We start from the raw sequence: 26,355 nt of genomic DNA on the forward strand, positions 1-26,355 counted from the left end.
AGTGCGCACATTGGAATTGATGAACATATCAGAGTCCAGCGACTTGACCCGCTCAGACACAACTCATTGCAATCAATCCGCCCACCAAAGAGATTTTTCTCATTCGAGTGCCCTAAAACGACAACTCGACGTCACAAAAGCCGTAAGGTGCCATCTCGATATTGACGGCATCATCAGTGATCAGTTCGTGCATGACATTTCCTTCGAAATCAAGCTGCCGGGCGCTCCGAGGTGTCCGGAAGCATTGAAGACCGACTGTCCGCCCGCGACCTTCGGTTTCGAGCAACCGAATGACGACGCTGTTGGGAAGATCTGATGGAATGATTTTCTGAATCTGCACGTTCGCTGCACTTAACCCGAAGAACCACCCGGTGCGACTTTCCTCGCGCGGCCTTGTGGAGGTTGGGATCACCACTGGTTCTGAATACTGATCTATTGCAGATTGCATCGGATAGTTGGAATCGATCGCGATTGCAAAGTTGAACGTCCGTTTCGATTCCCCTTCTGGAATCAGAATCGTATCGAGCATCCTTTCCCCGGTCTTGCGATGGAACGGGAGCCCCGGAGTCAGAATTGTAGTCCGGAAATTATCGTCGGCGATTTCAAGGTACTGCGGAGCCTCAATCCGTTCCTTCAGGACTTGATGGGCTCCTTGCTGCATCGATGCCGTTATCGCGACATCTTCGTGCTTCCACGCGAACCGACACCCGTAGTAGTGCAACCACGGGTTTCCTTCGACCTCGACTGCGGGGGAAATTTCCAGATCGACTTCGACAACATTCTTCCCCCGAACAACGCGTGTCGATTGACGAAATGTGCCGACAACCTGTTGATTGCTGTCATCGACAATGTCACCAAGTGTCTCGATTTCACCAATCAATGGACCAGCACTCAAAATGCGAAACTCACGCATCTGCATGCTGGTGTAGTGCGTCTGGTAGGACGACTGTTCGCCATCCTGATCACTCCAGACCTGCTTTTCGTACTGATATCGCAAGCAGACTTGCTGACTGATGCGGTTCGGACTCCGCTGATAGGTCTGAATTCCCGAGATCCCACCTGTAACTGGACTCAAACGAACTTCGAAGAATTCATTTCGCAACAGCAAGTCTTCTGCCAACGGAGTTTTTCCGGGCGCCGTCTCTTTCGCTGATGCCGAGCCAGCAGGGAACCAAACGAAGCCACTTGGGGGCAGATTCACGAGAACGCGAGTTCGCCCATTCTCCGTCTGGACGCCGAGGATGTCGGGATCTTTACCGGGGGTCCAATTCTGCGGCCATTGAATCAGTGCTTTGCGAGGAAATGAGAGCGAATTCACGACCAGCACGCCCGGCCCCTCTTCACCTCCAGAAGTCAGTACCGGAAGAAGCGACTCCTCTGCTTTGTGCTGGTAAGCCTCGAGCGCCGCATCTGCTGCGTTTTGAGCGTCGGGAGTCGATTCTGGGTGTGCCGCCTGAACGATCACTTCCAATTCATCTCGCGTGGAATCCGGACCAAAATCGGATTTCAGCAGCCGGGCAATTTGCCGAGTCCAATCCGCCCGTTCGTATCTTCGTTCACGATCCCAATACTTCTGAAAACGTGAAACAGGATCTGCCTCGCGAGTTGCGACCGTTTGAATCAACGCGGGAGAAAGGTAGTCACCAGCATTGTTGACAGCGGTACGACATGGGCCACTTGCACGGAGAAAGTATTCTTCAAGGCGAACAAAAGTTCCGAAGACTGGAGCGTAGCGATGCCCTCGTCGGAGGTCTTCGAGATAAGGGGTTCGCAAGTCAGGCCAACGGGCAAACACCACCGCTGCCACATGGTCCATGTCCATCGATTCGGACATCCGCTCCGGAAAACGGAAGATTCCGGTCGCACCATCTCCGGGGAGTGGAATACGACTAATGGCGTCCAGAGTTGTCCCATCACTTCCTTGCCAGCGAATCTGTGATTGCTCTTCGTCCGGATAACTTCCATCATCGAGAACAACATGCAACGCGCCCACATAGCCGAGACGCTGAATCAGTTGAGGAATGTGCGGCCCAAGCCCGAATCGCTTTCGGACAAAAGTCACGGGTCGACTCCCAAACAAATCTTCGAAGATTTTTCGTCCTGATCTCAAATGGAAGAGCGACGCGTCCAGCGACATCAGTGGATTCGTCAGCTCAACGTCATCACCACCGATCAACTCAACGATCTTCCGTTTGATGGACGATTGAATGCGATCTTTCCATGCTGGATCACCAGCAACAATCGTTTGCCAGTCGCTGGCAGTTGCGAACAAATTGACCGCCGAATCTGCTTCCAGCAACTTGTTTAGAGAGTCATCTACCACATCGGGAATCACCAGGCACAAATCAATGAGATAGCAGTCGACGGGATAGAACCGCTCACGACATTCCAGCAGTAGTTCATAGCAGTACTTCAAGTGTTTCCGGGCTGCAGCGTCGTCATGTTCCATGGCCGCTTCTGCCGCGGCGATCATCTCCCGTTTCAGTCGAATCTCATCGACGCTGAGGTAGCTGCGCATCTTCCTGGTCAGCAACTCAAGCAGGAGATATGTGGTCCCGAAGGCCATAAAATCGGCCGCGAGATCTGGATCTGGCTCAATCCCCTCCTCGAGCGGAACGAACGCCTGAGCGAGCATTTCAGATCGCTCAATCTCCCCGACGACAACGACTCCTCCTTCATTCCGAGTCCGCTCAATCCATCCCGGGGGAACAATGTCCTGACAGGACAATGGAATCACCACCAGTTTATCTGTCACTGGTGTCTGGGGAGCGTCGGCGCGTTGCCAATTCGGGAGAACTCCCGATTTCGCGATGAGTTTAGGGTGCCAGAGAACCGCAAACGAGTTGAGGAGGCTGGACGCTGGTTTCTCTGCGAGGTCCGTCTGCAAATCTTCCAGCCCATGTGATGGGATCAGGACCGTTAGCTGATTGTAGCTCATACTGGCGACACATATTGGAGGGATCGAGAGTGATCTGCCCGGATACTGTACCTCAATGCCACCTATTTTCGAATTGTGTGGCGTCTCCCATTCGACCGAAATTAGAAATCCGTAACATTCTTTGACAGTGCGAGTTATGCGATAAAATTCGAGGAAGGAGGATCGACAACAACACCGCGTTATGGAGCTCACATGGTGACGACCGGAACTTCGCATCGGGCCGATTTTTCACTCATCGTCTTGACAAGAAACGCCGAACAATATAAACACTACCCCATAGGTGTTACTTCTGTTGCCGCTCCAATCGACATTGCAGCCACCCAAGTATACCGGTCACTTCACTGGAGCCGTCCGGGAAACAAAGCGTTCCCGCTTGATAAAATTGGGGCGAGAGAAAACATGACAGAACAAATCTCTGTCGCGAACGGGAAAGCGACCCACCGTGTCAAAGAACAAAACCTCGACAAAGCCCTCAATCAGGTTCGTGAAGCACTGAACGGACTTCGATATGGGCAAGTCACTGCTGTCGTGCAGGATGGCGTTGTCGTGCAAGTCGAACGGATTGAGAAGAAGCGAATTGTTTAGCTCATCACAGCGACAAGCAGTTCCAGACGCCCCATCACGCTCCAATAATGTCCCAGATACAGATTCTTCCAGAGAAACCAGGCGGCCCGTCGATCACCGCACGTCGAGCGAAGACTCGCTCAAATTTTTCTGATCGGCTAATGAGTTCGTTGTCACTGTGAGCTTACCATGATTGCCCGAGAACCAATTTTCACCACTCAGACGCCGGAGAAGACATTGCCAGTCGCAATGGAGTTCTCGGTCTGCTGTCGTGCCGATATTGATCTCGTTGTTCGCTGGATCATGAGCTCAATGCGGCAGTTTCCGTTCAGCGTCTCAGACGGTTTTGGTGTTCAAACCAGCGTGGCGGAATCTCTGAATTCTCTGCTCAAGCTGAATGAATCCGGATCACAACGGACTCAGATTCAGGTTCGTACACACATTACGGCCCTTTTCGTGCGTGTGCAGATCAACGACCTGACCAGCGACGACGAGCACCGGACACTCACGCCGGAGAAGTTAGAGACGCTGAATTTGACACGAACATTCATGTCGACAGTCGAAATTCAGAAGACGGGCCGGCAGATTGTCCTGTTCCGGAGAAAGGGCCAAGGGGCTGCGATTTCCGGTCCGCCTCATGGATACGACTTCCAGATCTGAGCCGCAGGCAAACGGCGGCTCTCGACATAGAGCAGCTTACTTTCTGACGGGAATGGCAAGCAGGCAGCGGGTTAGTTCCGGCGCGTCGCCTTGGGACGCGATTCCAGCTTCGCACGACTTACTGTTCTCGAAATCGTATTGATCAGGGAGTGTTCATTCATCATGTCCTGACCGATCTCCCAGATCATGACCCCGCCAATCCCAGCATCAAGAGCCAGGCGAGTTTTCTTCGCAACGGTTTGAGGTCCATTGAAGAAGATGTTGTTGACTTCATCGACTTCAGGAGCAGGCTGAAACTGATCGACAACGCGTGAGTACGGCATCGCCTTCCGGTCGTCGATGTTGCGTCCATAGAACGGAATTCCAAGGACGATCTTTTCAGGTGGAATCCCCTTCTTCACAAACGACTGCACATCCGACTCAGCGTGTTTGACTGTGGAATGTCGTTGACCGTAGTCGTAGCACATCAACTGCACCCGATCGACAGTTTTCCATGCCTCTATCGGGAGCTCCTTCCACGGAGAAATCGTCAATGAAAGGGTATAGTTTTTCTTGCTGAACTCCCCTTTGAGTTCCTGAAGCAACTTAATGTACCGCTCCCATTCCGCTTTTGATTCTGGATACTCCCAATCGAGATCGAGACCATCCAACTTGTACTTTTCCATCTCACTCAGAATGGATGTTGCGAACAGCTTGCGCGATTCGATTGACGCGACCGCTTTGGAAAAGTAATCCGACTTGCCCCACCCTCCGACACACAGAATCAGTCGGGTATTGAATTCCTGACGATAAGTCCAGAGCTTTTCCCACGGAGCCTGAGCAATTTTCGACATGTCGAGTTCGCCCTCAGCATTCGGCTCTGCAGCGAAGAGAATCAAGTCTGTCAATGGAGCTGCGTGCTTGGCGTCGAATTGCTTAAAGCGATAATCCGGAAGATATCCAATGACTCGAAATTCTGGCGTCGTCGCGGCAGCCTCCGCACGAATGATCGGAAATTGGACAGCAACGAAGAGAATAGCAGCCAAGGCTGCCAAAGGCATTGGCGACAAGAAATGCTTCACTTTCGTCTACTTTCCGAGTGCTCATCCATCTGATTGCCACCTTGTTCCAAAATTCTGAGAAAAAGAGGCGTCGTTTCACTGCAATTCAAAGGAGTGACCCCCTGCTCAGAAGCGAATGGACGGCAGGAAGGTACTTCGGTCAGGGGGGATGTGTGATCAGACTTCGAGGCGTGTCAAATTCATCGATGCAGCTAGAGCAATTGGCCAGTCTCTTGAAAGGAAAGACTGCGATCTCTCTTCGCCACAGCGTGTCGTCGGATGCGCTCGATCGATTGTGTCGAGCCAGTCCTGGTGGCGACCTATTTCTCCAGTTTTTCGTCTTCGTCCTCTCCCTCTTTCAGCCCCTTCTTGAATTCGCTGAACGACCCTCCCAAAGACCGCATTGCGGAAGGAATCCGGCTACCAAACAAGACAATCACAATCACCGCAATGATGACCATCTCAGGAACACCAAGACCAAACATGAAGGACGCTCTTTCAATATGATTCTGAAAACCGAACGAGATCGGACAACCATTCAAAACTGAACTCTCAGATTCTACTCGCCGCAGATCCATGCTTAAACCCAGAGCGAGTTTTTCCGTCTTTTCGCCCGAGACTGACCGCGATTTCGATCAAAAACCAAAAGCTTTATGCAGTTGGGAACATGAGAACGTCAAATTGGAGTCAATTTCACACCAGTCAATCCGCTCATTGGGCATGAATAAGCAAGTCACAACGCTGTACTGTTTCCGTTCAGACAGTCGTTTTTTCCTCCAAGACACCTTGCACAACAGAACAAGAAGATCGACCTATCTCATTTACAGAAAGAATTTTACAAAAACGTCCGTAATTCCAACTCTGTTTACACAGTTCATTGGCATGTTGATTGCAACGTCAGTGAGTTACAGAAATCAGTCATTGACTACTCACACTCGCAGTGAGAATGAGGCAAGGCACCATTTGCTTAGCCGCGTCCAAGATAAGGAGTCAGATGCTATGAAGAACTTACTGATTGCAGCAGCAGCGGCGGCCGTGATGTTTGTCGGCATGGGTATCGAAAACACAGCAGAGGCACGCGGACGTGTGTATGTGCGTGGACCGGGAGTGACGGTTCGCTCTGGCCCTGCTGGAACTCGTACCTACCTCAATACAAACGGGTATGTCCGACCAAACTATTACGGCGGATACAATCAATATCGTGGCTGGAACTCTCCCGGGTACCGCAACTATTACAACGGCGGCTACTACAACCGAGGGTATGGGTACGGTGGATACGGCGGTTGGGGTGGTTACCGAGCACCCGGAATTTACCTCCGTTTCTGACCTGAAATGAGTCGAGGCCGCTGGTTGCAAGGGCGCTTGCATCAGTGAGTCTCGCAAAAGATCCAACTGAAACAAGAAATCCCACATCGACCACTGTTTGAGTCGATGTGGGATTTTCTTTGGTGTCAGCACAAAGAACTAAAACATCAAGCCCTGAGGCCTTGATGTTTTACTCGTGCTCCTCCGGCGGTGGCTCAGGAAGAAATGCTGTCAGGATGCAGGCGACGACCGTCAGGAACAATGTCACGCATGCTGCGCTCATTGCGATCTTCGATGTGCCACTGGCATTCTGGATTGGAATGAACTGCGCCATTTGAATCGTGATGAACGCAAAACTGGTTCCGATCAATCGACCGCCGACATTGGCAGCCATGCTCTCCCCTGTTCCTCGCAGATGAAGTGGAAAGACGCGCGGCAAATAGTTCCCCCAGAAGCTCATCTGAGAAATCACCAATGCCCCTCCGATGAACGCCAGAATCGACAGCAGGCTGAAGTCGATGTTCGCACCAATCTTGAAGTAATGCACGTTTTCACCTTGCGAGAACGTGTAGAAGATCAAGGGCAGCATGAACAACGCTGGAACGACAAAGACCCAAAGCAATCGTCGACGACTCAGGATTCGCATCGCGAGAAACGCGAGCAGGAACCGGCCGAACAGTCCACCAACTTCCTGGAACTCCGTAATCTTGGCAGCCTCTGCCTGCAATTTTGCACCCGCCGCTGGCTTGGGAAGATCTTTCACTTTCTCAACGACTTCTGGGAGCCCCTTCACGATTGGTGTGAATTGTTGAAGGCCGCCGAAAGCCATCCCGTAAGTACAGCCGACCAGCAGTGTCGACACAATGGTTGTGCGTCGTAGCTCAGGGGTAAAGAGTTCCATCAACGATGGACGTTTCAGTTGTCCAGCAGCCTTTTTCTGCGCCCACTTCGGCGATTCAGGAAGAAACGGACGGACCAGAATCAACGGAATCGCGGGAAACAGTCCAGACATCAACGTGTATCGCCAGACGACGTCCGGATTGGTGAGTTCCCCAAGAAGAGGAACCGCGAATGCAGGCATCGTAATCCCCGGCAGATGTCCATCATGACCGAGATGACTCAGGTAGTGATTGACGAATGCCACCATGAGACCACCGAAGGAAGCAAATGCCTGCGTGTATCCGATCACACGCTCGCGAACCTTGGGATCATCAAAAAGCTCGGACAGCCAGGCAACAGCGGCCACGAATTCAACGCACACTCCGACGAACACCAGACAGCGGCAGATCAGCAGCATCATCATTGATGTGGAGTAAGCAGAAATGAACGCAGCACCCGCATAAAGCAGAATACTTCCTGTCAGCACGCGGCGACGACCAAAACGGTCTGTCAGCCATCCGCCGAGCAATCCGAAGACCGCTCCGAAAATTGCGGGGACGAAAAAGAGTGCTGACAGCCAGTTTTTGAACGTTGCAGAATCCGGCGTCACTCCGGCCAATTCACGGATCGCAGAGGACGCGATCAGTGGGAGCATCAAGAGTTCGTACGTGTCGAATGCAAAACCAATTGCAGCAGTCAAACAGACGAGAGTGTGAATCGTCGTCCACTTGAATGTCGAGGCAGGCTGGGAAGAACCGACCATGAAATTGTCTTCCTTCAGGGTGAGGAGAGCGGCTAATGGGAAATTTAGATTAGTTCAATGTTCGCTCATGGAAAACCGAACAACCCTCTTTTCCGCAGGAACCCGCTACTCTCGCTGGCCTCCCGAGCGAGCCAGCTTCAGAAAGAACTGACAACTCAAGTCGACGAGCGTGGTAATTCAGCCCCTATCGATCAAGGATGCATGCCGATTCGCTGCATTTTCTCACCAGCGGAATGTATATAAATTCACAGTATACTCTGGCTGAATTGGCAGCAACGCCAAGAGTTTCTGCGAAACAAAGCAGGGAAATTGGGACGTCGGGCGAGCCTGACAGAACCATTCAGCTCGCGATTCCATCAATCACGATGCGAAAACGTGTTTCTCGACCCGCAGGCTGTGATAGTGACACAGCGCAATCGCACAGGCGTCAGCGACGTCATTCGGTTCCAGCACACTCTCCATACCGAGTTCTCGCTGGATCGCCATCTGGACTTGGTCTTTACTTGCTGTTCCCGCTCCGGTCAGTAGCTTTTTGATCTGTCGCGGACTGTAGTGGACGACTGGAAGGTTGCTGCTGGCAATTGAAAAGAGGATGGCGCCGCGGGCATGAGCCATCAACAAAGCAGATTTCGGGCTGCGAACCATGGAAAAAACCTGTTCGATCGCCACAGCGTCTGGCTGGAATTCTTCGATCAACTCACGGATTCCAGATCCAATCTCCAGAACTCGTTGCGCCAGTGTTTGGCTGCGATTCGAGCTGATAACCCCCCCTTCGAGCAGAATAGGGCGAGATGCAGACCTTTTGAGAAGTGCGTAGCCAGTGCGGTTCAATCCAGGATCGATTCCAAGGTAAATCGATCCGCGACCACCGACGAAAGCGTTTCCAGCATGCATTCCCATGGAGGGGCCCCTTCCGTTGGGGTCACTAGGTGATGCCGTATTCGCAAATGACACAGCTCATCCCTCCTTGTTTCGCACTTTCGTGGTCGTCACTTTGGTGAAAATTCCAAGAGCATCAAGATAACACAAAGTTCCCCAACACCTGCACACAAGATCAGTAAAAAGTGTGAACTCCGCAGGAACTCCCATGCAGATCAAAGTCAGTCGTTCGCTCCGCGGGACCAGGCAATCGCATCAGTCGTTATTGCTGACTTAATTTCCTTGGAATCGGTTGACCATCAATCCGCTGAACAGGTGGAGGAGACCAGTCGCCGATCAACACCTCATCTTCCGGCCAGTACAAGCGAAGGTTCATCGTGAAGTTGCCAGATTCCGGGGTCGGCAACCAATTCATTTCTTTGTCGGTACCGGGAGAGTGACGCTGAATGTAGACATCAAGCGAACCATCCTCGTTGAAGCGAAGTCCAGTTTGCGGGCTGATGGAATATCGATTAACGGGGTTTTCAGCAAATCGCTGCTCGTCATTGTACATCGTGAGTGACCAGAAGGCACGCACAGGCGGCAGCTCATCCTTCTTGAAATGTAGCAAATAAGACCTTCGGCTATCGAATTGCTTCCCTTTGGAATCGAGAATCGCTGTCGGATAGACCGCATCAGCCGGAATGTTCGCTCCGAGTGCAGCGAAGGAAGTCCCCGCCCTCTGCATGTAATCCGTCCCGTAGACTCCAATCGAAGACAGTTTGGTCTTCCACCCATTGGCGGCGGTTCCTGAAAGCAGCCAGGAAGCTTTAATTTGAAACATGACGATTGGAGCAGCGTTGAGTGCCCCCTGAATCTCCTGCGGTGCATGTGCGAATTTGAAGTTTTGCCCCGGAACAATGCCAATGCGAGCCAGACGCGAAATGATCTCTTCATCCTCAGGATGAGGGGGGTTTTCTTTCATCGCCTCGACAAAGATCTCAAAGAACCGCTCTGCGGAAAAACTGGCGATCTGCTCCGGAGGAGGCGACATATCCTGCTCTGGACGGTAGGTCCCCTTCGGCAATGCATAAGGTTTTCCGAAAGAGCTGAGCGGAACACACGACATCCCATCCTGAAATTCGTGGACCTCCCGATAATCCGCTTTCCCATTCGTCTGTGCCCTGACGAGCATTAAGCCTTCGCCGGTGGGGCTGCGGTATTCCTTCAGTCCTTCAGGGAGTGTCCCTTTCCAGTCTGGACCAGTGATCGCAAAGGTGATTGCGCCATTGCCGGTCGTTCTCGTTCCGGGAGTCGCAAAGACCTCTGTCCAGGCATCAAGCATGGGCGCCAGATAGTAGCGTCCCTTGGAATCCGGAATATGCACAACGACCGGTTCAGCACACACGTTGAACGAAAGTGCTGAATACAGCGTGTCCGAATTTGGTCGAACGACAACCTTAAATGAAGGGTCAGGAAACTCCCTGGCATGTCCAAACTGGTTGACAGGCGCTCGCAACCCCTGCGGGATTTCGCAGTTTTTGGCGACGTCTTTCGTCACCTTCATCAGAACGATCGGGTAAGCAAAAACATACGCCTCCCGAGCAATTGATGCTGCCTCAAAAGCAGACACGGGCTCATTCGCGACCCCAGTTCGAGAATCAACAAGCAAGACCACCAGCAAAATTGCCGCAACAATACGATTCAACAACATGGTCGCCTGCTCCTTCATCCTTGATGTCGGCGTCGCCGACCTGTCACCGTCTCCGTTGGTGACCAATCTGAAATTGAAGTCAACTCTCCGACTCACCGTCCGACTCACCGTCCGACTGTCTGCTTAGAACGATGACTTCGCAAAAGAACTATCTCAGCGTTCCTGTCGTCACAGTCGCTGAAGCTGCCGTGTCGTTTCCCAATGTCTGATGATCTTTAAATGTCCACAACACAGTTTTGTCTCGCGAGACTTCAATGAGCTGCGGCTGATCCGGGCCAGCATGGCAGTTCCCGATGATCAGATTTCCGTTCTCCAAAACTTCCAGCGAGGTGACCCAGGCGAGCGTAATCCCGGGCAAATCATTCTGGTGCAATTCCCAGACGATCTCTTTCGCAGGGGTCACTTCGATCACGCTGTGGCCATTCCCCGTGGCGATGAGGGTATTGCCGTTCTTCAGTCTCAAGGCGTTATAGACCTGATTTCCGAATGCTTCAGGGCCATGCCCTCCTCTACGCTCTTTACCGAACAAAGGGACATCAAACGACCAGACAATTCCACCATCACCGGAATATTCGACAACGCGACCGTCCGCTTCGTGGCAGACGAGGTAGTTTCCATTATCCAGTTGATGCGCCCGACGAACATCACTGTGTGCATTCGGTTTGCTAACCTGATAGTCGATCGATTTGACGAGTTTCCCGTCCGCATCAATTTCAATAATGCGACCAACACCGTTTTCCACAATCATCGTGTGGCCGTTTTCCAGTCGCTGAAACGTGTGGACTTCCAGCTGTTTTCCTTCATTTCCATTGGCTGTCGATGAATCGTAGGTCCAGACGATGCGACCTGAGGGATGAATCTCGATCAACTTGCTGTAGTGCTGCTGAGTCAGCAGATTTCCGTTGGAGAGGAGTTCAAAATGGTGAATGCTCGACTTGAGGTCGTACGACCAGATGAGCTTTCCTTCTTCATTAAAGCGCGAGATTCGTCCCTTGTCGGCTGCAATCACCGCATGCCTTGATGAGCTGACTTCAGCTGCCAGCAACGACGAACCACAGAACGCTATCGCGGCCATTGCGATCAGAATCCGATTTCCCCATCCTGACATTTCCCGCCCACTCCTCTCACGATCGACGTTTCGTCCAAATCACTAAACTTCTCAGCCACACAGAGCAGCTATCGCAAACGGCAGCTCTCTCATGTTTCCGGGAGTAGTCCGCGAAATGGCATCTCCACAGTCTTACGCAACTTCATTACGTAACCTGCGTCACACCGTTCCATGATGGAGAAGTGTGTGGTCAAATGCAATTTCGAACGGACTGTGCCCGCGGACCTTTAACGAGAGTACCCAACTCCCGAGGCATCGACAGGATTCGCACTGCTGAGTTCTCTCGCACCATCCGCGTCCCGGACAATAACAGCGAGGACCTCGGGCCCCTCGACAATCATGGGGAATCCCCCGACTAAGGCACCATCAACAACGAGCCTGCCAATTCAGAGCGATCGCCGCCTACCTCACAAGTGCGATGGCTTCCACCGGGAGGTTCGATCCGACTCGCCCCGGGTGCGTTTCTACAGTACACTCACATTTGATCGTTGTTCAAATCGAGTCGTCAGGGACTGGCTTGTTCTGCGTTTTGTTCGGTAAAAACCGGAAGAAGTGCGAGTGTGTCAGGTCGCCAGCAGTATCAATTTCGGTAGACGGATCATATGTCTTCATGGATTCTTCAGCACTTTCTGAATCCTGCACTCTTCTGGCCGGGTGTCGCATTGCTGGCCGCCCCGATCATTATTCATCTGATCAATCGGATGAGATATCGCCGGGTGCGATTTGCAGCGATGGAATTTTTGCTGACCAGCCAGAAGCAAAATCGACGTCGCGTGCTGATCGAGCAACTTCTTCTTCTGCTGCTTCGCATCGCGATGATCGCCTTGATCGGAGCACTGGTCGCCCGACTGATTACGAATCCAGACCAGCTCTCGTTGTTTCAAGGTGCCCGTTCACAACACGTCGTGATTGTCGACGATTCTGCGTCCATGCAGGATCGCGTCGGGGAAACCTCAGCGTTTGACGCAGCCAAAGACGCCATCCGAAGAATTGTCGCAGAAGGAGCAAGACGCCCCGGATCGCAGCTCCTCACTATGGTTCTGATGTCTGCTCCAGATCGGGTCGTTTCAGGACTCAGCGAGCGAGTAATCGACGACGCCCTACTGGCTGAGATTACCGACCGCCTCACCACGTTGAAGTGCACGAATCAGGCTTCTGATCCAGCTGTTGCTCTGGAGGCAGCCCAACGTCGCCTGCTGGAAGATCGGTCATCTGTTCGCACAGTGCATGTCCTCTCGGATTTCAGAAAATCCAACTGGATCGACAACAAGGGAGCCATTTCGTCACTTCAAGGACTTGATCAGGCAAAAATCGGCGTCAACCTCGTACGCTGTGTCCCGGGCGCTGATGAGAATCTATCCATTTCCGACCTTGGCGGTGCGGTTGAAGTTGCTGCAGCACGAGTGCCAGTGTCACTCTCAGCGACAGTCAAAAACTGGGGCACCCGAGAGTCCCAAAACGTCTCCGCTTCTGTCTTCGTCGATGGAGACAAACTCCCACGAACGATCGACTTCCAGACAATTCCAGCTGGACAATCCGCGACCCGTCGATTCGATGTTGTCTTCGAAACTGCCCGACCGCATACGGTTAAACTGATGATCGGTGAGGATGCACTCGCTGTCGACAACAGCCGATTTCTCGCTGTCGATGTTCCGGAAGAAAATCCGGTTCTGATCGTCGACGGTTCACCCGGAGTTGAACAGGCGAGTTACATTGCGGATGCGCTGGCTGCCGATCGATCGGTCACTGGCCTTGCACCAGATATTCGCAGCCCGGAAGAACTCCGCCAAGTCGATCTGGAGCGGTATCACCTGATCTATCTGATTAATATCGCCGAAATCGCACCGGATGCGGTCGCGGCTCTCGAGAAGTATGTGCAGAACGGCGGCGGGCTGATCTGGTACCTCGGAGACGCGGTTCGGCCCGCGTTTTATAACGAAAAACTCTTCGATGCAGCCGGGGGACTATTCCCAGTCCAACTGGGAGTTGCACCCGCGGATTTCGTCCGGCCTGAAGATTCTTCGAGTTCTTCAGGAATCGAAATGATGAAAGATCCACTCTTTGATTTGTTCACTCAGTCGCAATCCACGATTCTGGATCAGGTGTTTCTGAACCGCTTCTATCCGCTCGCTTCTGTAACTGCAGATCTCCCGAATATCGCCAAAGATGTTCGGGTTCTCGCGAAGCTCGGGAATGATCCTCTGATGCTCGAACATCAGTATGGCAAGGGAAAAATCTTCACTTGCCTGACGTCCGCTGGCCCGCTTGTGACACCGGATGGACGTTCATGGTCGAACTGGGCGAACGGTCCCGCGAGTTTCAGCTTCGTCGTTTTGCAATTGGAACTGACCAAACGCCTGGTTCGCAAAGACCTCTCCTTCCCTCAACTCGCAACGGGTACCCCCATTGAACTCGAGTTCAGCCAAGCCGCGTTCCAGCCAGAGATCGAAATTCAAACTCCGCAGGATCAAGTAACCCGAATCACCGCCGCTCCCGCTCAAACTCAAGGGGAGCAAACTGATTCCTCCATTCCGAGCCTGGAGGCGGTTTACCGCGATACGGATGAACCGGGTGTTTACAGTGCGACATTGATGGGACAGGATCAGACTTCCGAACGACGTCTTTTCGCGATAAACGTGCCGGTTGAAGAAGGGGCTTTGCAGGTCATTGACGATTCGTCGTTGATGGAGGAACTTGGCCCTGAAACGAATATTCGAATTCAGGCTGCCGGCAATTTTGATTGGATCCGCAATGAATCCCCCGGCTCCGAAATTCGATGGCTGCTGCTCATCTGTCTTGCACTTGTCTGCATCGCCGAGCAATTCCTGTCAGCCCGCCTGAGCTACACCCCGGTTTAATTTTTTTTCAGCGTGATGACTCTGCGATTCAGACACGTCATCGACACGTGTCGATTGCATCTGTTTCAGTGAGCAACTCCTTTGGCACGTCCTTCAATATCTTCAAACAAGTCAGTCCCCCTTGCACCGGTCGCGGGCATCGGATGGTCGTTGCTGCAAACACTCGGATTGACGATATTCGGGCTGTTCACACTGGAAAACGAAGTCGTCGCGCGGGCATTCTTCAGCATCGAACTCTGGGGATCTGTCCTGAGAACTTTGGGTGGAAGTCTGCAGGCCGGACCGAATGGGTTCCAGCCGAACGTCTCTCTGGAAGGGATCGGAATTGCCAGCGTGCTGTTGGTGAGCAGTTACAATGCCCTGTGTGCGTGGAAATCGAAGACCAACGCTGGAAGTTTGTTCTGGGATCAGTTCAACCAAAAAGCGAGAATAAATGCTCTCTGGACCGCCCCGATTGCTATTTGGAGCGTTCTCTGGATGTTCTCGTTCCTGTTCCCTGAGACCGGGTTATCGAGACTGCTCCTCCTCACAGTAAAAATTACTGCTGCCATGACTCTGGCCGGTTGGGGATACGACTTCTTGAAAGAATTCTGGTCGGGGACGCGGCAGCAATTCCCGACAGACGCCGTAGACCTCTCCAGAAAATCTTCCCTGATCATCGTCCTCACGGGCATGGCCGTTTACACAGCAATGTTCGTTGGAATGAACTGGGGACTCTGGTTCAACCTGCAACTTCCACATGGTGATTCCTCCATGTACGAAGAACATCTCTGGAATTTTTGGCACGGCAAAGGATTCCGCAGCTATCTCGATCAAGGTCTATTTTTAGGAGAGCATATTCAGGTCATTCATCTGATTCTGCTTCCATTCCATTTGCTCTGGCCATCTCATCTGATGATGGAACTCGCAGAGTCCGCGGTGCTCGCCCTGGGAGCAATTCCGACTCTCTGGATCGCCCGGCGTCATACCGGAAGTGAACGTGCCGCGACCTTCGCTGCACTGGCGTACCTCCTGTATTTCCCGATGCACTATCTCGACATCGCGATCGATCTCAAGACATTTCGTCCGAGTGCATTCGGCATTCCTGCTCTGCTGTTCATGATCGATGCAGCGGAGCGCCGTCGTTGGGGATGGATGACATTGTGCGTCTTACTGGGACTCGCCTGCCAAGAGGATTTCGCGGTCGCCATTGCCCCCTTTGGCGTCTGGCTCCTACTCGATGGATGGATCAGATCTCGTGCTTCGGCGAAAGAGCGTGACGCGTACTCTGGTCAAGTTCTCGCTGGCGTGATCCTTTCGATCACGATGCCGCTCTACGTCATTATCGCTGTCAAATACGCGATCCCGTGGTTTCATGAAGGACACGTCGTCCACTACGCCAGTTACTTTCAGGCATTCGGTAAAACTCCGTTCGAGATTGTGATGAACATTCTGTTCAATCCACTTCTCCTATGGACCAATCTTGTCACAGCAGCATCGACGGCGCTGCTTCTTGACCTCATCGCCCCGGTCGGATTTCCACTACGGGCGTGGCGCCAACTGCTGGTGGGCGTCCCACTTTTCGTTTTGTTGTGCCTCAATGAGCTGCTTCAGCAATTCCCCGGCCCGTTTCACCATTTCCATGCAGCGCTCATCCCTACGATCATCTGGGCAGGATGCGTTTCGCTGAAATCGAGTGCTTCGGATGAGAAATCGATTCGATCGGACGCAGAGAAACGTGGGCTATGGATGTTGGTCTGTGCAGCAACGACCTCGTTCTTCTTCAGTCTGTCCCCAGTCGGAATCCAATTCTGGGATGCCGGCAGCCCGTTCCACTGGAAGAGGCTGTACGTTCCTAATGAGCGAGCGGCAGAGTTTGAAAAAGTGTTGCCACTCATTCCGGTCACTTCGCGGGTTGCATCTACCGATTTCGTACACCCGCGATTTACACATCACGAGCGTTCATACGACTACAGCCATTACCCCCGTCGTGTGGCAAATTACGAAGATAAGGTTCCGGACGATACTGAATACATCGTGATCGATACCGGTCATCGGTACAGCGAAATTAAATCGTTCAGCGACACACGAGAGTTCCGAAATCAACGTGACCAATGGGAAGTAATTCCAGTTGATACCAAAGGATATTTCATCATCCTGAAACGCGTGAAATCCCCTGAACTCACTCCATAGAAAGCAACCAAAACGCATAGACAAACAGTTTCTGATTGTTTCTGATATGATTGTTTCGAGTTTCCGCAATCATATCCATTGAGAATTGCAGCCCTTCAGCTGGCTGACTTTCTCACACAGTTTTCTAACATCGCGTTCTGAGATTTTTCACGTCTTTTCACATCCGTGATGTAGATAACCGTGTACAGCAAAAGAACGAATCAACATGTCTATTCAGACATATTTTCGGCTCGGGTATCGAACACTTCAATCACTCTCTCGCGACAGGATTTCAAAGTCGCACGTGATGACATCTTTCAAGAGTGCGTCTTCATGGCGAATGTTGCTATCCGTCATGCTCGCGTCAGTCGTTCTATTCTCTAGCTGTTCAAATAACTCAACTGATTTAATTGTCGCCGAAGATATTGTCAGCCCCATATTGCTCGTCAGCGAATTGATGCAGGATTCTGTAGCGGGGACCAGTTGCCGAGTCGACCTTCGAAATCCAGGCTCCGACAGTGAGACCCTGATGATCACGAAGATTCCATTCGGGGTATCGTCCGTAAAACATGGAGATAAAATTCTGAACGTTGGAGATTCCGTTTCGATCCCGGGGAATTCCAAATCGGAACTGCAGGTCACTTTCGCCCCAGTGAAATGCCATAGCGACAAAAATCATGCTTTGGATTTCGCAATCATTCTCCCGGAAGGGGGCCACCAGCCCCACCGTGTCTCCTGTCGCCAACGCGTCTATTCCGACATTCGAATGAGTCCGGGGGCACTCGTGGTCACATTGGACGAGGGGAGCCGATTCAGCACGCCTCACACACTCAACATCCAACACTACTTCCGCTCATCAACCGGAACCCCTCCGAAACCACGCTTCGCCAATCTTCCCTCCACCATGACGGTCGAAAGTGTGGTCGCTGACGGAGAATGTGAGCAGTGTGAATCTTCGCTGTGGCTTCAGAAGTGGAATGTCCTGTTCAAAATCGAAGTCGGAGAATCCGAGCATCCAGTTGAAAAGTCGACTTCGCTGCAGGTCAACTTCGATTCAGCCGACGGAGAATCACAATCCTGCAAATGTCATGTCGTCTACCACACACGGCAAAAAGCAGTTTTCCCGCAAAGCGTGAACTTTGGAAGAGTACAAATCGGGAGCAATCGCACGAGAACGGTCATTCTGAGAGGCAATCAATACGGACTCTTTCGACTGATCCAGCAGAAAGATCTTCTTCCTCCGTATCTAAAACTTCAGATCGGCGAGGCTCCCTCTGAACGCCACCATGTCGATCTGATCGTCAGTCCCAAACAGACCGGCCCGTTCAATGACCGGATCACATTGAAAACAGACATGTACGACATCTGTGAAATTTCAATCTGGATCAAAGGGGAAGCGATCGGCGATCCAGAGGTCACGTTGACTTCGAACGTGAATGAATTTCAAGAGTGATCCGCTTTGAAGTCTCATCAATCATCGTCGATCACTGTCGTCAACTGCCCCGATCGTCGATCCGGTGCCGCGATGCTCAAAAATTTCTCTGCTTCGCACTGGGCAAGAAAAGATTGCGGCGTTTTGGGTATCACCAACGCCGAACCGACAATCCCCCAACCTCTACAACTCATCCAAACTCACCACTCGTCGACCGTTGGGCAATTGCTCTTGTCCCTTAAAGCGAATCAGGTTTACTATCACAACCTTCTGACCCCTTGAGAGTTAGATCGGACGCCAAATTTGCGGGTGGTTTGACCGTCTTGTCGCTCTCCAATTCAGCTCAGATTTGCAACCTGGTTCATCCTGCCGACAACGCTCCATGATGGAAGTGCAGCAGGATCCGACGACATTAAATGGAGTGCCTGGAATGAGTTCAGGTGAAACGAGATACGGAAATTCAAGAGCCGAAAGTCGCCTCTCGCAACACGTCGCCCCGGTTGAACAAAAACAAACTCGAGGCAGAGTCGATGAAGCGATCGACGCTGCAACCAGCTGGCTTCTCGAACGCCAATATCCAGAAGGTAACTGGCTTGGCGAACTCGAAGGAGACACGATTCTCGAATCCGAGTACGCACTCTTGTTGACTTGGATGGGCCGCGAGCGCGATCCACTCGTCCAGCAATGTGCTGAGTACATTCGTCGTCAACAACTCCCGACGGGAGGCTGGGCGATGTTTCCCGATGGGCCGCTTGAAATCAGTGGGTCCGTCAAAGCGTATTGGACTCTGAAAATTGCCGGGGATGATCCCGAAGCGGAACACATGGTTCGTGCCCGAGAAGCAATTCTCTCGCACGGTGGTGCAGAACAAGTCAACAGCTTCACTCGTTTCTACTTGGCGCTGCTGGGAATCATTTCCTATCGTCAGTGCCCGGCAGTTCCGCCCGAAATCATGATGCTCCCCCGCTGGTGTCCGTTGAACATCTATGAGATGTCTTCGTGGTCCCGCACAATTGTTGTTCCATTGAGTCTCGTCTGGGCCTATCAACCCAAACGCGAACTTCCACCTGAGTTCAAGATTGACGAATTGTTCGTCAAGAGTCCTCGGGAACTGCCCGTTGTCATGCAGAAATCGTCGCAGCTGGATGACATGAAAGTGAAAACCTGGATCCCGTGGGATGCAGTGTTTCGTACGGTTGATGTCACGTGGAAATTCTTTGAGCGGCTTCGCATCAAGCCGTTCCGGGAACATGCCCGTCGGCTCGCTACAAAGTGGGTGCTTCGACGCCTGCAAAAGAGTGATGGTCTAGGTGCCATTTTCCCACCGATCATCTGGACAGTCATTGCACTTCGGTGTCTAGGTTATGCAGAGGATTCGCCAGAGGTCATTGAACAGCTCAACGAACTGGAAAAGTTGACCATCCGCGAGGGGGACACTGTTCGTCTCGAGCCCTGCCGGTCTCCGGTCTGGGACACAGCGATCTCGATCAACGCACTTCGTGAAGCAGGTGTTCCAGCCCAGCACCCGAAAATCACAAAAGCGGTCAACTGGCTTCTCTCAAAGGAAGTTCGCTCTCCGGGCGACTGGTCAGTGAATCATCGCGATGTTGAACCGGGTGGTTGGTATTTTGAATTCAATAATGAATTCTACCCAGACATCGACGACACGATTATGGTCACGATGGCACTCTCCCGTTGCCTGACGGGGAGCGATCATTCCAGCTGGACCGCTTCGGTAATGGAGAAATCGAGCAACTCCAGAAAAGCCGAATTCAACATGGCGATCGTTTCCGGAGGAACAGGAGATTCCGCGGAACGAGCAGTCGCTGACGTCGAACGGATGCAACCGATCCTCGGTGCGATTCGCCGCGCCGTGAATTGGACGGGAGCCATGCAGTGCCGCGACGGTGGCTGGGCGGCCTTTGATGCCAACAATGATCGCGTGATCCTGACACGTGTTCCGTTCGCGGATCACAATGCCATGATCGATCCTCCCACCGCCGACATCACCGCCCGCGTCCTGGAGATGTACGGACGACTGGGAATCCGTGGCGGGAATCCGATGTTTGAAAAAGCCATTCAATTCGTCTGGGATGAACAGGAAACTGATCACTGCTGGATTGGTCGATGGGGAGTGAATTACCTGTATGGAACATGGCAGGTACTCGTCGGACTGACAGAGTTCGGGGTGTCCCCAGAAGACGCTCGCCTGCAAGCGGCAGCACGTTGGCTGAAAGAGAAACAACAGGCAGACGGCGGTTGGGGAGAGACTCCACAAACCTACGAAGAGCCAGCACTGCGAGGAATGGGGACGACGACTCCCTCACAGACAGCGTGGGCTCTCATGGGTCTGATGGCTGCTGGAGAAGTCGAATCAACAGCAGTCAGAAAAGGAATCGCCTTCCTGCTGAACAGGCAGAAAGAAGACGGTACTTGGGACGAACCGGAATTTACAGGAACCGGTTTCCCACGAGTTTTCTACCTGCGATATCACCTCTATCGACATTACTTCCCGTTGATGGCGTTGGCGCGTTTTGCGAATCTGTCACGGGGAAAGAAGTGATCCAAAACTTCTCCCGGAATTTGCAGGAAACTTAATGAAAAATCACAGATTGGGTTTCTTCTATTGAAAACGGTGTTTTTCCGGGACACGATAGATAGAAGCCACCGATCTGAAATCCGTCGATGAAAGCACCTCCCGGTTCTTCGGGACATCTGCGTCAGAGTCGACACAACTCCCATTCAGCATCTTGAGCCATAAGATCCGGCAATCCGACCAGCGCGGCTTTCTGGTACTTCCAGAGAATGAGTTGGCAATTGCCGCCGTGAAGAGGCTCGCTCCGGGAGTCAAACGTCGACGGATCTGGATGGTCACGATTGTCGGTGCGTCGGGCAGCGGCAAATCCCATTTGGCGAGACAACTGCTCCGAAGCTGGGAGGCTGAGAATGCATCTGACGGCAAACTCCTGTTGCTGACTGCCTCTCAATTCGCAGCTCAATTAGCAGAAGCCTCTGCTGCTGGAACAATCTTGCAGTTCCAGACGAAATATCGAAACGATGTGAAATTACTGATCTGCGAAGACATCCACGTACTAGGCAATTCCAGAGAAACGCAAAACCAGTTGCTCGCTGCTGTCGACGAGATCACTGCAAATGGCGGGGTCGTCCTGTTCACATCAACAAAGATGCCAGGATCAGTCAAGGGACTCACACGCCGACTTTCAAATCGAATGCACGGAGGACTATGCATCGAACTCGGACTTCCCGGTCCCGCCAGCCGTCGAAAACTGATTGATCAGTTTCTCGAGTCCCAATCATTGCCGTTATCGCTTGATGAAATCGACAAGATCGTCATTGAATCGACAGGCTCTCCACGCGAACTGATCGGGTTGCTGAACCAACTTCTTTCGGAAACCAAACTGACTCGCGGAAAGCGCCGCGATTCGCAAATCAATCTCGGTGCGACTCTCAAAGAGCGTCAGAAGCCGACGGACATTCGCCTTCAGGATATTACTCGAATCACAGCAGAACGATTCGGAGTCAAACCGGCCGAGCTGAAAGGCCCCAGCCGTGCCCAGACCCTGTCACTCGCTCGGCAGACAGCGATGTACTTGGCCCGTGAACTGGCACAGCTACACTACAGCGTGATCGGCGAGCACTTTCAGCGTGGAAACCACAGCACCGTCATCCACGCCTGCCAGAAGATCTCCGAACGCCTGCAGATCGACACCGGTCTGCTGCGGCACATCCAAGCGATCAAAGAAGAACTGCAGGCGTGACGAGTGTTCGATCCACGATCGTTCCCCGTTAAAGGTTTACTTCTTTTTGCCGTCCCGCTTGCCGTCGGGATCGGGTCTGGTGGCTTCCGGTCCATCCCCGAACAGCGAGTTTTTCGTCACGCTTCGAATCAGTGTATCGGCACTCAGACTTTCGCTGAAATGTGGAGCCCGTAGTAGCGGTTCGACGTTGATATTCACTCCACCGACCAGTCCCAAGACGGTGTTCCCTGCATCCCGGTAGTTGACCTGCGAAGGGATGCGTTTTGGTGCGATCGACTGAGGGATCGCCAGCCGGCTCTCTGTCATGAGTATCGGAAACTCATTCCCTTTCAGATGACGCTTCCCTTCGATCTGAATCAATGCCCCGACGACCGCGAGATCGTACAGATTCTGCAATTCGGCGAAAGGAGCAGACTTTTCGGCCAGATCTTCAAAATGCTCTGTAAACTTCTGGGCAAACCTTTCGGTGCTCACACGTGTCACAGCGGCGTCTGATCGGCGGCCGCCAGCATCGGTAATCTCTTCCTGCGACAACAATTTTGCACGTTGCCCTTTGAGTCCAAAAATCGTTCGCTCGCTGTTGGTTTCCAACGGTTCGAACATCGGAACAAACCACCATCGTTGTAAACTGTTTCCCTGCGGTTTCAGCATGGAAAGATGGCTTTTAATTTGCGGAACTCCTGACGGCTCCAACCCCAGGGAAATTCGCTTCATACGAATGTCTGCTTCAACCAGAGCGGTGGCAAAGTGAGAGGTTTCAGGCACGCCCCACACCGAGATTTCTTGCTGACCAAGAATACGGCCCATCTGTTGAAATCGCGCCTGAATCAAGTCCGTTGTTGCAGGTGTCGAATTCGCACGCAGAAAGTTCTGAAGTGATTGCATATTCTGAGGCTGTGGGTCAATCGAGCAGCCGATGGAAAACTCATTTTGCGACGTGACCCGAAGAGCCACTAATAGATCATCGAGTCGCAATGCGGGCCGACCACTGCTGAGTCCGATCATTCGGCCTGCTGCATCGGGACCAAAGGCCTCGGCCGGACCGACAATCAGTACATCTCGCGTTTCTGGATTGAAGACAACGAAGTCAATTCGTTGAAGGCCCGCGAGATACATGAGTTCCACCGGAATCGGCTTCGCAGCGTCAGACAGCCCCTGAAGTTGTTCTTCAAGATTCTTCAAGGATAACACTCGCTGCGCGGATTCCACGACGACATTGGTGGGCAACGTCGCGTTCGCAAACTTTTGGATCTGCTTCTTCAACTGGCCCACATGGACCGGACGAGCGTCTTGAACCTGCACGACCCCGTTTGCATCGATGATGATGCCGGAAGCGGGTCCGTCAGTCCCGGGCCCGAACGGTCCGCCGGGAAAACCGAATTGCGCATGAGCAAATGCTGGAGCCAGAACCAACCCAATCATCACTAAGAACGGCGAAAACATCGTGCGAAGCATCACGCTTCTCCTTCAATTCGAATCGAACACGGAGTACCGGCCAGCCCCTGCAATATCCATTTGCTTTGACTCGATGATAAAAGAGGAAGTTCCAAATTTATGGGGGAAATCTGGGACTTCACACGAATCGAGGAAATTCCCTTCCCGCATCATGTGGAAGATGGATCAAATGGGCAGATACCTCCAATCTGCGAAATCACCTCGCAGCGAGGTGCGGTGTCAGTTCGCCACATCCTCAGCGACACTCCAATGCTCCAAGGATTCCGTAGAAAAATGATGAGCAAACGCTCTATTCGACGAGCAAGATCGCCACGCGACGCCTCTCCAGATGGAAAGTGACCTCGAAGTCTTGCCTGCCCGAGGAGTTTTGAGACAATGGAGCATTCGCTTTATTGCCAGTTCAGTTGGATTTGATGGGGATGTCGATGCGGTTCACGAAGATGCACGGGGCAGGAAATGATTACGTTTATGTGAACTGCTTCTCCGAAGATGTCGGACAGGATATCCCAGAACTCGCCCGAAAAATTAGCGACCGACACACCGGAGTTGGCGGTGATGGACTGATTCTGATCTGCCCCAGCGAGATCGCTGATGCTCGCATGCGGATGTTCAACGCGGACGGTTCAGAATCCGAGATGTGCGGAAACGGTCTTCGTTGCGTTGCCAAGTACGTCTATGATCATGGAATTGCCCGAAAAGAAGAATTGAAGCTCGAAACGGGTCGCGGCGTGTTGACGGTGCAGGTCTACCCCGAGAACGGCATCGTTCACTCTGTTCGTGTGAACATGGGCGCCCCAATCATGGAATCCGCTTTGATTCCGACAACTCTTGCCGGCACTCCACCGCTGATGGTTCCACTCGAGGTCGCAGACACTGTTTTGAAAGTCAGCTGCATCTCGATGGGAAACCCACACTGCATCACATTTGTGGATGAGATCACTGATGAACTCGTGCTGCATATTGGACCGCAAGTCGAAGTACACCCAGCGTTTCCTCGCCGAGTCAACGCAGAATTCATCAAGATTATTTCCCGCAACGAGATGCAGATGCGAGTCTGGGAGCGGGGCAGCGGGGAAACGCTCGCGTGTGGAACCGGTGCGTGTGCAGCAGCAGTCGCAGCGATTCTGAACGGCCTGACAGACAATCAGGTTCTTTGTCATCTGCCTGGCGGCGATTTGACGCTGGAGTGGACCCCGGGTGGTGAAGTGTTCATGACCGGCCCTGCGGCAGAAGTTTTCAGCGGTGAATGGAATCTTTCTGAATCGAAGTGATTCTACTGATTCGATTCCGCCGAGCTGATTTTTCAGCTGAATCAACGATGGTCGAAGTCCAATTCTCCGATTGAAGGAAACACGCTGTACCGTTTTCTTCGATCGGAGTGTTGAATGCGGGCGACTCTGTCTCGCCTGCTCACAACACCCCCACACAGGGATTGGCTTCATGTCAAATGCGACTTACTTTGCAGTGGGAACGTTTCTCGCCTTGTTTGGAAGCCAGATTTTGTTCGTCGACGATATCGCACTGAACAAAAAGGTATCGCAGGGCGCCTCCCCGATGCTGAAGTTAGTCGGGCATTTCGACGATCTAGGGAGGTCTCATGTCCGCCCCCCAAAATGGCTTCCCACGACGCTGCTGGCCTGCGGTTCGATTTTCATGGTCCTCGGTGTTTTCACTCCCAAAGACTGAATGGGATTTCTGAGGCGCCATCTGGATCCCGGCCATTCCAGCGGTATTTTGAGGAACTCGACGGAAATTTTTCGTCATTTCCTTTAAGGACTCTCGTTTCGTCCGTTTTTCTTCAAGGGGATTTCCCCGGCAGCGACGATTGGAGTGAAGCGACTGCAGCAATCATGCCGATTTCATGGAGGAGGTCGCTCAGGCTTTCTTGAAAACGAAAGCCGTTTCATCCTGGACCCGCTCAAATCGTCATCGTTTTGAGCAAACCTGTTGACGAACAGGAGGATGTCAATCGATGTGGTTGGAGCGACCTGCAAAGACGTTCCATCTCCATGCGAGAGGAAGAGAGAATGCCCACCGATTCATCAAGTCACAACACCTCCAGTGTTCCTCAGCATCAAGCCCCGTCTGCCGGCTTCGCACTCCAGATTGAACGCGGAATCTCTCGCTTTCCGACCCGGCCGATCACGACGACCCGCTATCTGATCGGAGCAGGAAGTAACTGCCATCTTCAGTTGGGCGGCAATATCCCCATGATGCATAGTGTGATCATTGATCAGGGGGAGTGCTTGTGGATCGATGCCGTCGTTGCGACCCCGGAACTTCAGGTGAATGGCAAGAAGGTTCGAGAAAGCGAATTGAATACTGGCGACCTGCTGGAGATCGGCGAATTCACTTTTCGGGTGATCCAATCGAATTCTGGCGATCGAGTCGCCCCGCAATCCAAAGCACTCGATGCCCAAGAGATGAACGCCGAGCAGCTTGTTGACCATCTTCACGATGAGATGGAAGCACTGAACGAGTTCGAGGGGAATCGACGCCACGCTGCCGCTGCCATGTTGGACGCCGCAGTGCGACAGGCCGAAATCCCACTGATTTCGCAGGATACGCCTGACCCTCGAGCAGCAGTTCTAAAGCTTCTGGCAGAGCTTCACGAACGTTCGACGGCCCTGGACCGACGTGAAGAGGACCTGAAGGCGCACGCGAAACGTCTTGCGCAATCACACGAAGAACTCCATCGCCAGCTTCAGGTGATTCGGACTCATATCCAGGCGGACGACGACCGAGATCGGGATGATCAGCGGATTTCGGCTTAGCCTGAGAACCATGACACAGATTCGATCATGAGCGTCCGGATTCACTCCAGGACGCTCATTTCGCATTAGCAACGACG

Annotated in this window: 20 protein-coding genes; 12 read left to right on the forward strand and 8 right to left on the reverse strand. The window is 52.5% G+C overall.

Annotation, left to right across the window (positions count from 1 at the left end):
• Positions 1-112: 112 nt before the first annotated feature.
• Positions 113-2,938, reverse strand: a complete 2,826-nt coding sequence (locus SH668x_RS15330) for a hypothetical protein (RefSeq protein ID WP_437185940.1) — start codon at positions 2,936-2,938, stop codon at positions 113-115.
• A 192-nt stretch (positions 2,939-3,130) separates the two neighbouring features.
• On the opposite strand from SH668x_RS15330, the gene SH668x_RS15335 reads away from it, so the two are divergent.
• On the forward strand, positions 3,131-3,523 hold the full coding sequence (locus SH668x_RS15335) for a DUF2292 domain-containing protein (RefSeq protein ID WP_437185941.1): 393 nt from the start codon (positions 3,131-3,133) through the stop codon (positions 3,521-3,523).
• Between the two features lie 168 nt (positions 3,524-3,691).
• Positions 3,692-4,162 (forward strand): hypothetical protein, encoded by a 471-nt coding sequence (locus SH668x_RS15340; protein ID WP_437185942.1) that lies wholly within the window; start codon positions 3,692-3,694, stop codon positions 4,160-4,162.
• 71 nt (positions 4,163-4,233) lie between these two features.
• Here the strand turns inward: SH668x_RS15340 and SH668x_RS15345 are convergent, their stop codons facing one another.
• Both SH668x_RS15345 and SH668x_RS15350 read right to left on the reverse strand, forming a co-directional pair.
• The gene (locus SH668x_RS15345) at positions 4,234-5,223 is read right to left on the reverse strand and encodes a glycoside hydrolase family 18 protein (protein WP_437185943.1); all 990 of its coding nucleotides are present in this window, start codon (positions 5,221-5,223) and stop codon (positions 4,234-4,236) included.
• A 299-nt stretch (positions 5,224-5,522) separates the two neighbouring features.
• Complete coding sequence (locus SH668x_RS15350; RefSeq protein WP_437185944.1) at positions 5,523-5,687, reverse strand: Sec-independent protein translocase subunit TatA/TatB; 165 nt, start codon at positions 5,685-5,687, stop codon at positions 5,523-5,525.
• A 514-nt stretch (positions 5,688-6,201) separates the two neighbouring features.
• Between SH668x_RS15350 and SH668x_RS15355 the strand changes: the two genes are divergently transcribed.
• Entirely contained in the window at positions 6,202-6,528 is a 327-nt protein-coding gene (locus tag SH668x_RS15355; RefSeq protein ID WP_437185945.1) for a hypothetical protein, read from the forward strand.
• Positions 6,529-6,697: 169 nt separating this feature from the next.
• On the opposite strand, the gene SH668x_RS15360 is transcribed toward SH668x_RS15355, so the two are convergent.
• The 3 genes from SH668x_RS15360 to SH668x_RS15370 all read right to left on the reverse strand — a co-directional run bounded on the left by SH668x_RS15360 (position 6,698) and on the right by SH668x_RS15370 (position 10,721).
• On the reverse strand, positions 6,698-8,149 hold the full coding sequence (locus SH668x_RS15360) for an MFS transporter (protein ID WP_437185946.1): 1,452 nt from the start codon (positions 8,147-8,149) through the stop codon (positions 6,698-6,700).
• 360 nt (positions 8,150-8,509) lie between these two features.
• Positions 8,510-9,049 (reverse strand): crossover junction endodeoxyribonuclease RuvC, encoded by a 540-nt coding sequence (gene ruvC / locus SH668x_RS15365; protein ID WP_437185947.1) that lies wholly within the window; start codon positions 9,047-9,049, stop codon positions 8,510-8,512.
• A 241-nt stretch (positions 9,050-9,290) separates the two neighbouring features.
• Complete coding sequence (locus tag SH668x_RS15370; RefSeq protein ID WP_437185948.1) at positions 9,291-10,721, reverse strand: DUF1254 domain-containing protein; 1,431 nt, start codon at positions 10,719-10,721, stop codon at positions 9,291-9,293.
• On the opposite strand from SH668x_RS15370, the gene SH668x_RS15375 reads away from it, so the two are divergent.
• Positions 10,720-10,848: a hypothetical protein gene (locus SH668x_RS15375; RefSeq protein ID WP_437185949.1), complete on the forward strand. Its 129-nt coding sequence runs from the start codon at positions 10,720-10,722 to the stop codon at positions 10,846-10,848. The two genes, SH668x_RS15370 and SH668x_RS15375, sit on opposite strands and share 2 nt — an antisense overlap.
• A gap of 21 nt (positions 10,849-10,869) precedes the next feature.
• Here the strand turns inward: SH668x_RS15375 and SH668x_RS15380 are convergent, their stop codons facing one another.
• Positions 10,870-11,829 carry a beta-propeller domain-containing protein gene (locus SH668x_RS15380; protein ID WP_437185950.1) on the reverse strand — a complete coding sequence of 320 codons (960 nt, stop codon included), beginning with the start codon at positions 11,827-11,829 and terminating at the stop codon, positions 10,870-10,872.
• Positions 11,830-12,431: 602 nt separating this feature from the next.
• On the opposite strand from SH668x_RS15380, the gene SH668x_RS15385 reads away from it, so the two are divergent.
• The 5 genes from SH668x_RS15385 to SH668x_RS15405 all read left to right on the forward strand — a co-directional run bounded on the left by SH668x_RS15385 (position 12,432) and on the right by SH668x_RS15405 (position 22,049).
• Positions 12,432-14,687 carry a BatA domain-containing protein gene (locus SH668x_RS15385; protein WP_437185951.1) on the forward strand — a complete coding sequence of 752 codons (2,256 nt, stop codon included), beginning with the start codon at positions 12,432-12,434 and terminating at the stop codon, positions 14,685-14,687.
• Positions 14,688-14,768: 81 nt separating this feature from the next.
• Positions 14,769-16,859 (forward strand): DUF2079 domain-containing protein, encoded by a 2,091-nt coding sequence (locus SH668x_RS15390; protein ID WP_437185952.1) that lies wholly within the window; start codon positions 14,769-14,771, stop codon positions 16,857-16,859.
• A gap of 508 nt (positions 16,860-17,367) precedes the next feature.
• Positions 17,368-18,291, forward strand: a complete 924-nt coding sequence (locus SH668x_RS15395) for a hypothetical protein (protein ID WP_437185953.1) — start codon at positions 17,368-17,370, stop codon at positions 18,289-18,291.
• Between the two features lie 409 nt (positions 18,292-18,700).
• A complete protein-coding gene (locus tag SH668x_RS15400) occupies positions 18,701-20,833 on the forward strand; it encodes a terpene cyclase/mutase family protein (RefSeq protein ID WP_437185954.1) in 2,133 nt (710 codons plus the stop codon).
• Positions 20,834-21,020: 187 nt separating this feature from the next.
• Positions 21,021-22,049, forward strand: a complete 1,029-nt coding sequence (locus SH668x_RS15405) for a DnaA/Hda family protein (RefSeq protein ID WP_437185955.1) — start codon at positions 21,021-21,023, stop codon at positions 22,047-22,049.
• Positions 22,050-22,085: 36 nt separating this feature from the next.
• Here the strand turns inward: SH668x_RS15405 and SH668x_RS15410 are convergent, their stop codons facing one another.
• Positions 22,086-23,504, reverse strand: coding sequence for a DUF1598 domain-containing protein (locus tag SH668x_RS15410; protein ID WP_437185956.1), 1,419 nt, complete (start codon positions 23,502-23,504; stop codon positions 22,086-22,088).
• 425 nt (positions 23,505-23,929) lie between these two features.
• On the opposite strand from SH668x_RS15410, the gene dapF reads away from it, so the two are divergent.
• From dapF to SH668x_RS15425, 3 genes are all read left to right on the forward strand, one after another.
• Positions 23,930-24,775, forward strand: coding sequence for a diaminopimelate epimerase (dapF, locus tag SH668x_RS15415; RefSeq protein ID WP_437188567.1), 846 nt, complete (start codon positions 23,930-23,932; stop codon positions 24,773-24,775).
• Positions 24,776-24,944: 169 nt separating this feature from the next.
• Positions 24,945-25,190, forward strand: coding sequence for a hypothetical protein (locus SH668x_RS15420; RefSeq protein ID WP_437185957.1), 246 nt, complete (start codon positions 24,945-24,947; stop codon positions 25,188-25,190).
• A 341-nt stretch (positions 25,191-25,531) separates the two neighbouring features.
• Positions 25,532-26,278, forward strand: a complete 747-nt coding sequence (locus SH668x_RS15425; RefSeq protein ID WP_437185958.1) for an FHA domain-containing protein — start codon at positions 25,532-25,534, stop codon at positions 26,276-26,278.
• The last annotated feature ends 77 nt before the right edge of the window (positions 26,279-26,355 follow it).

Origin of the sequence: Planctomicrobium mucosum (assembly GCF_051466335.1) — a bacterium.
Lineage (GTDB): Bacteria > Planctomycetota > Planctomycetia > Planctomycetales > Planctomycetaceae > Planctomicrobium.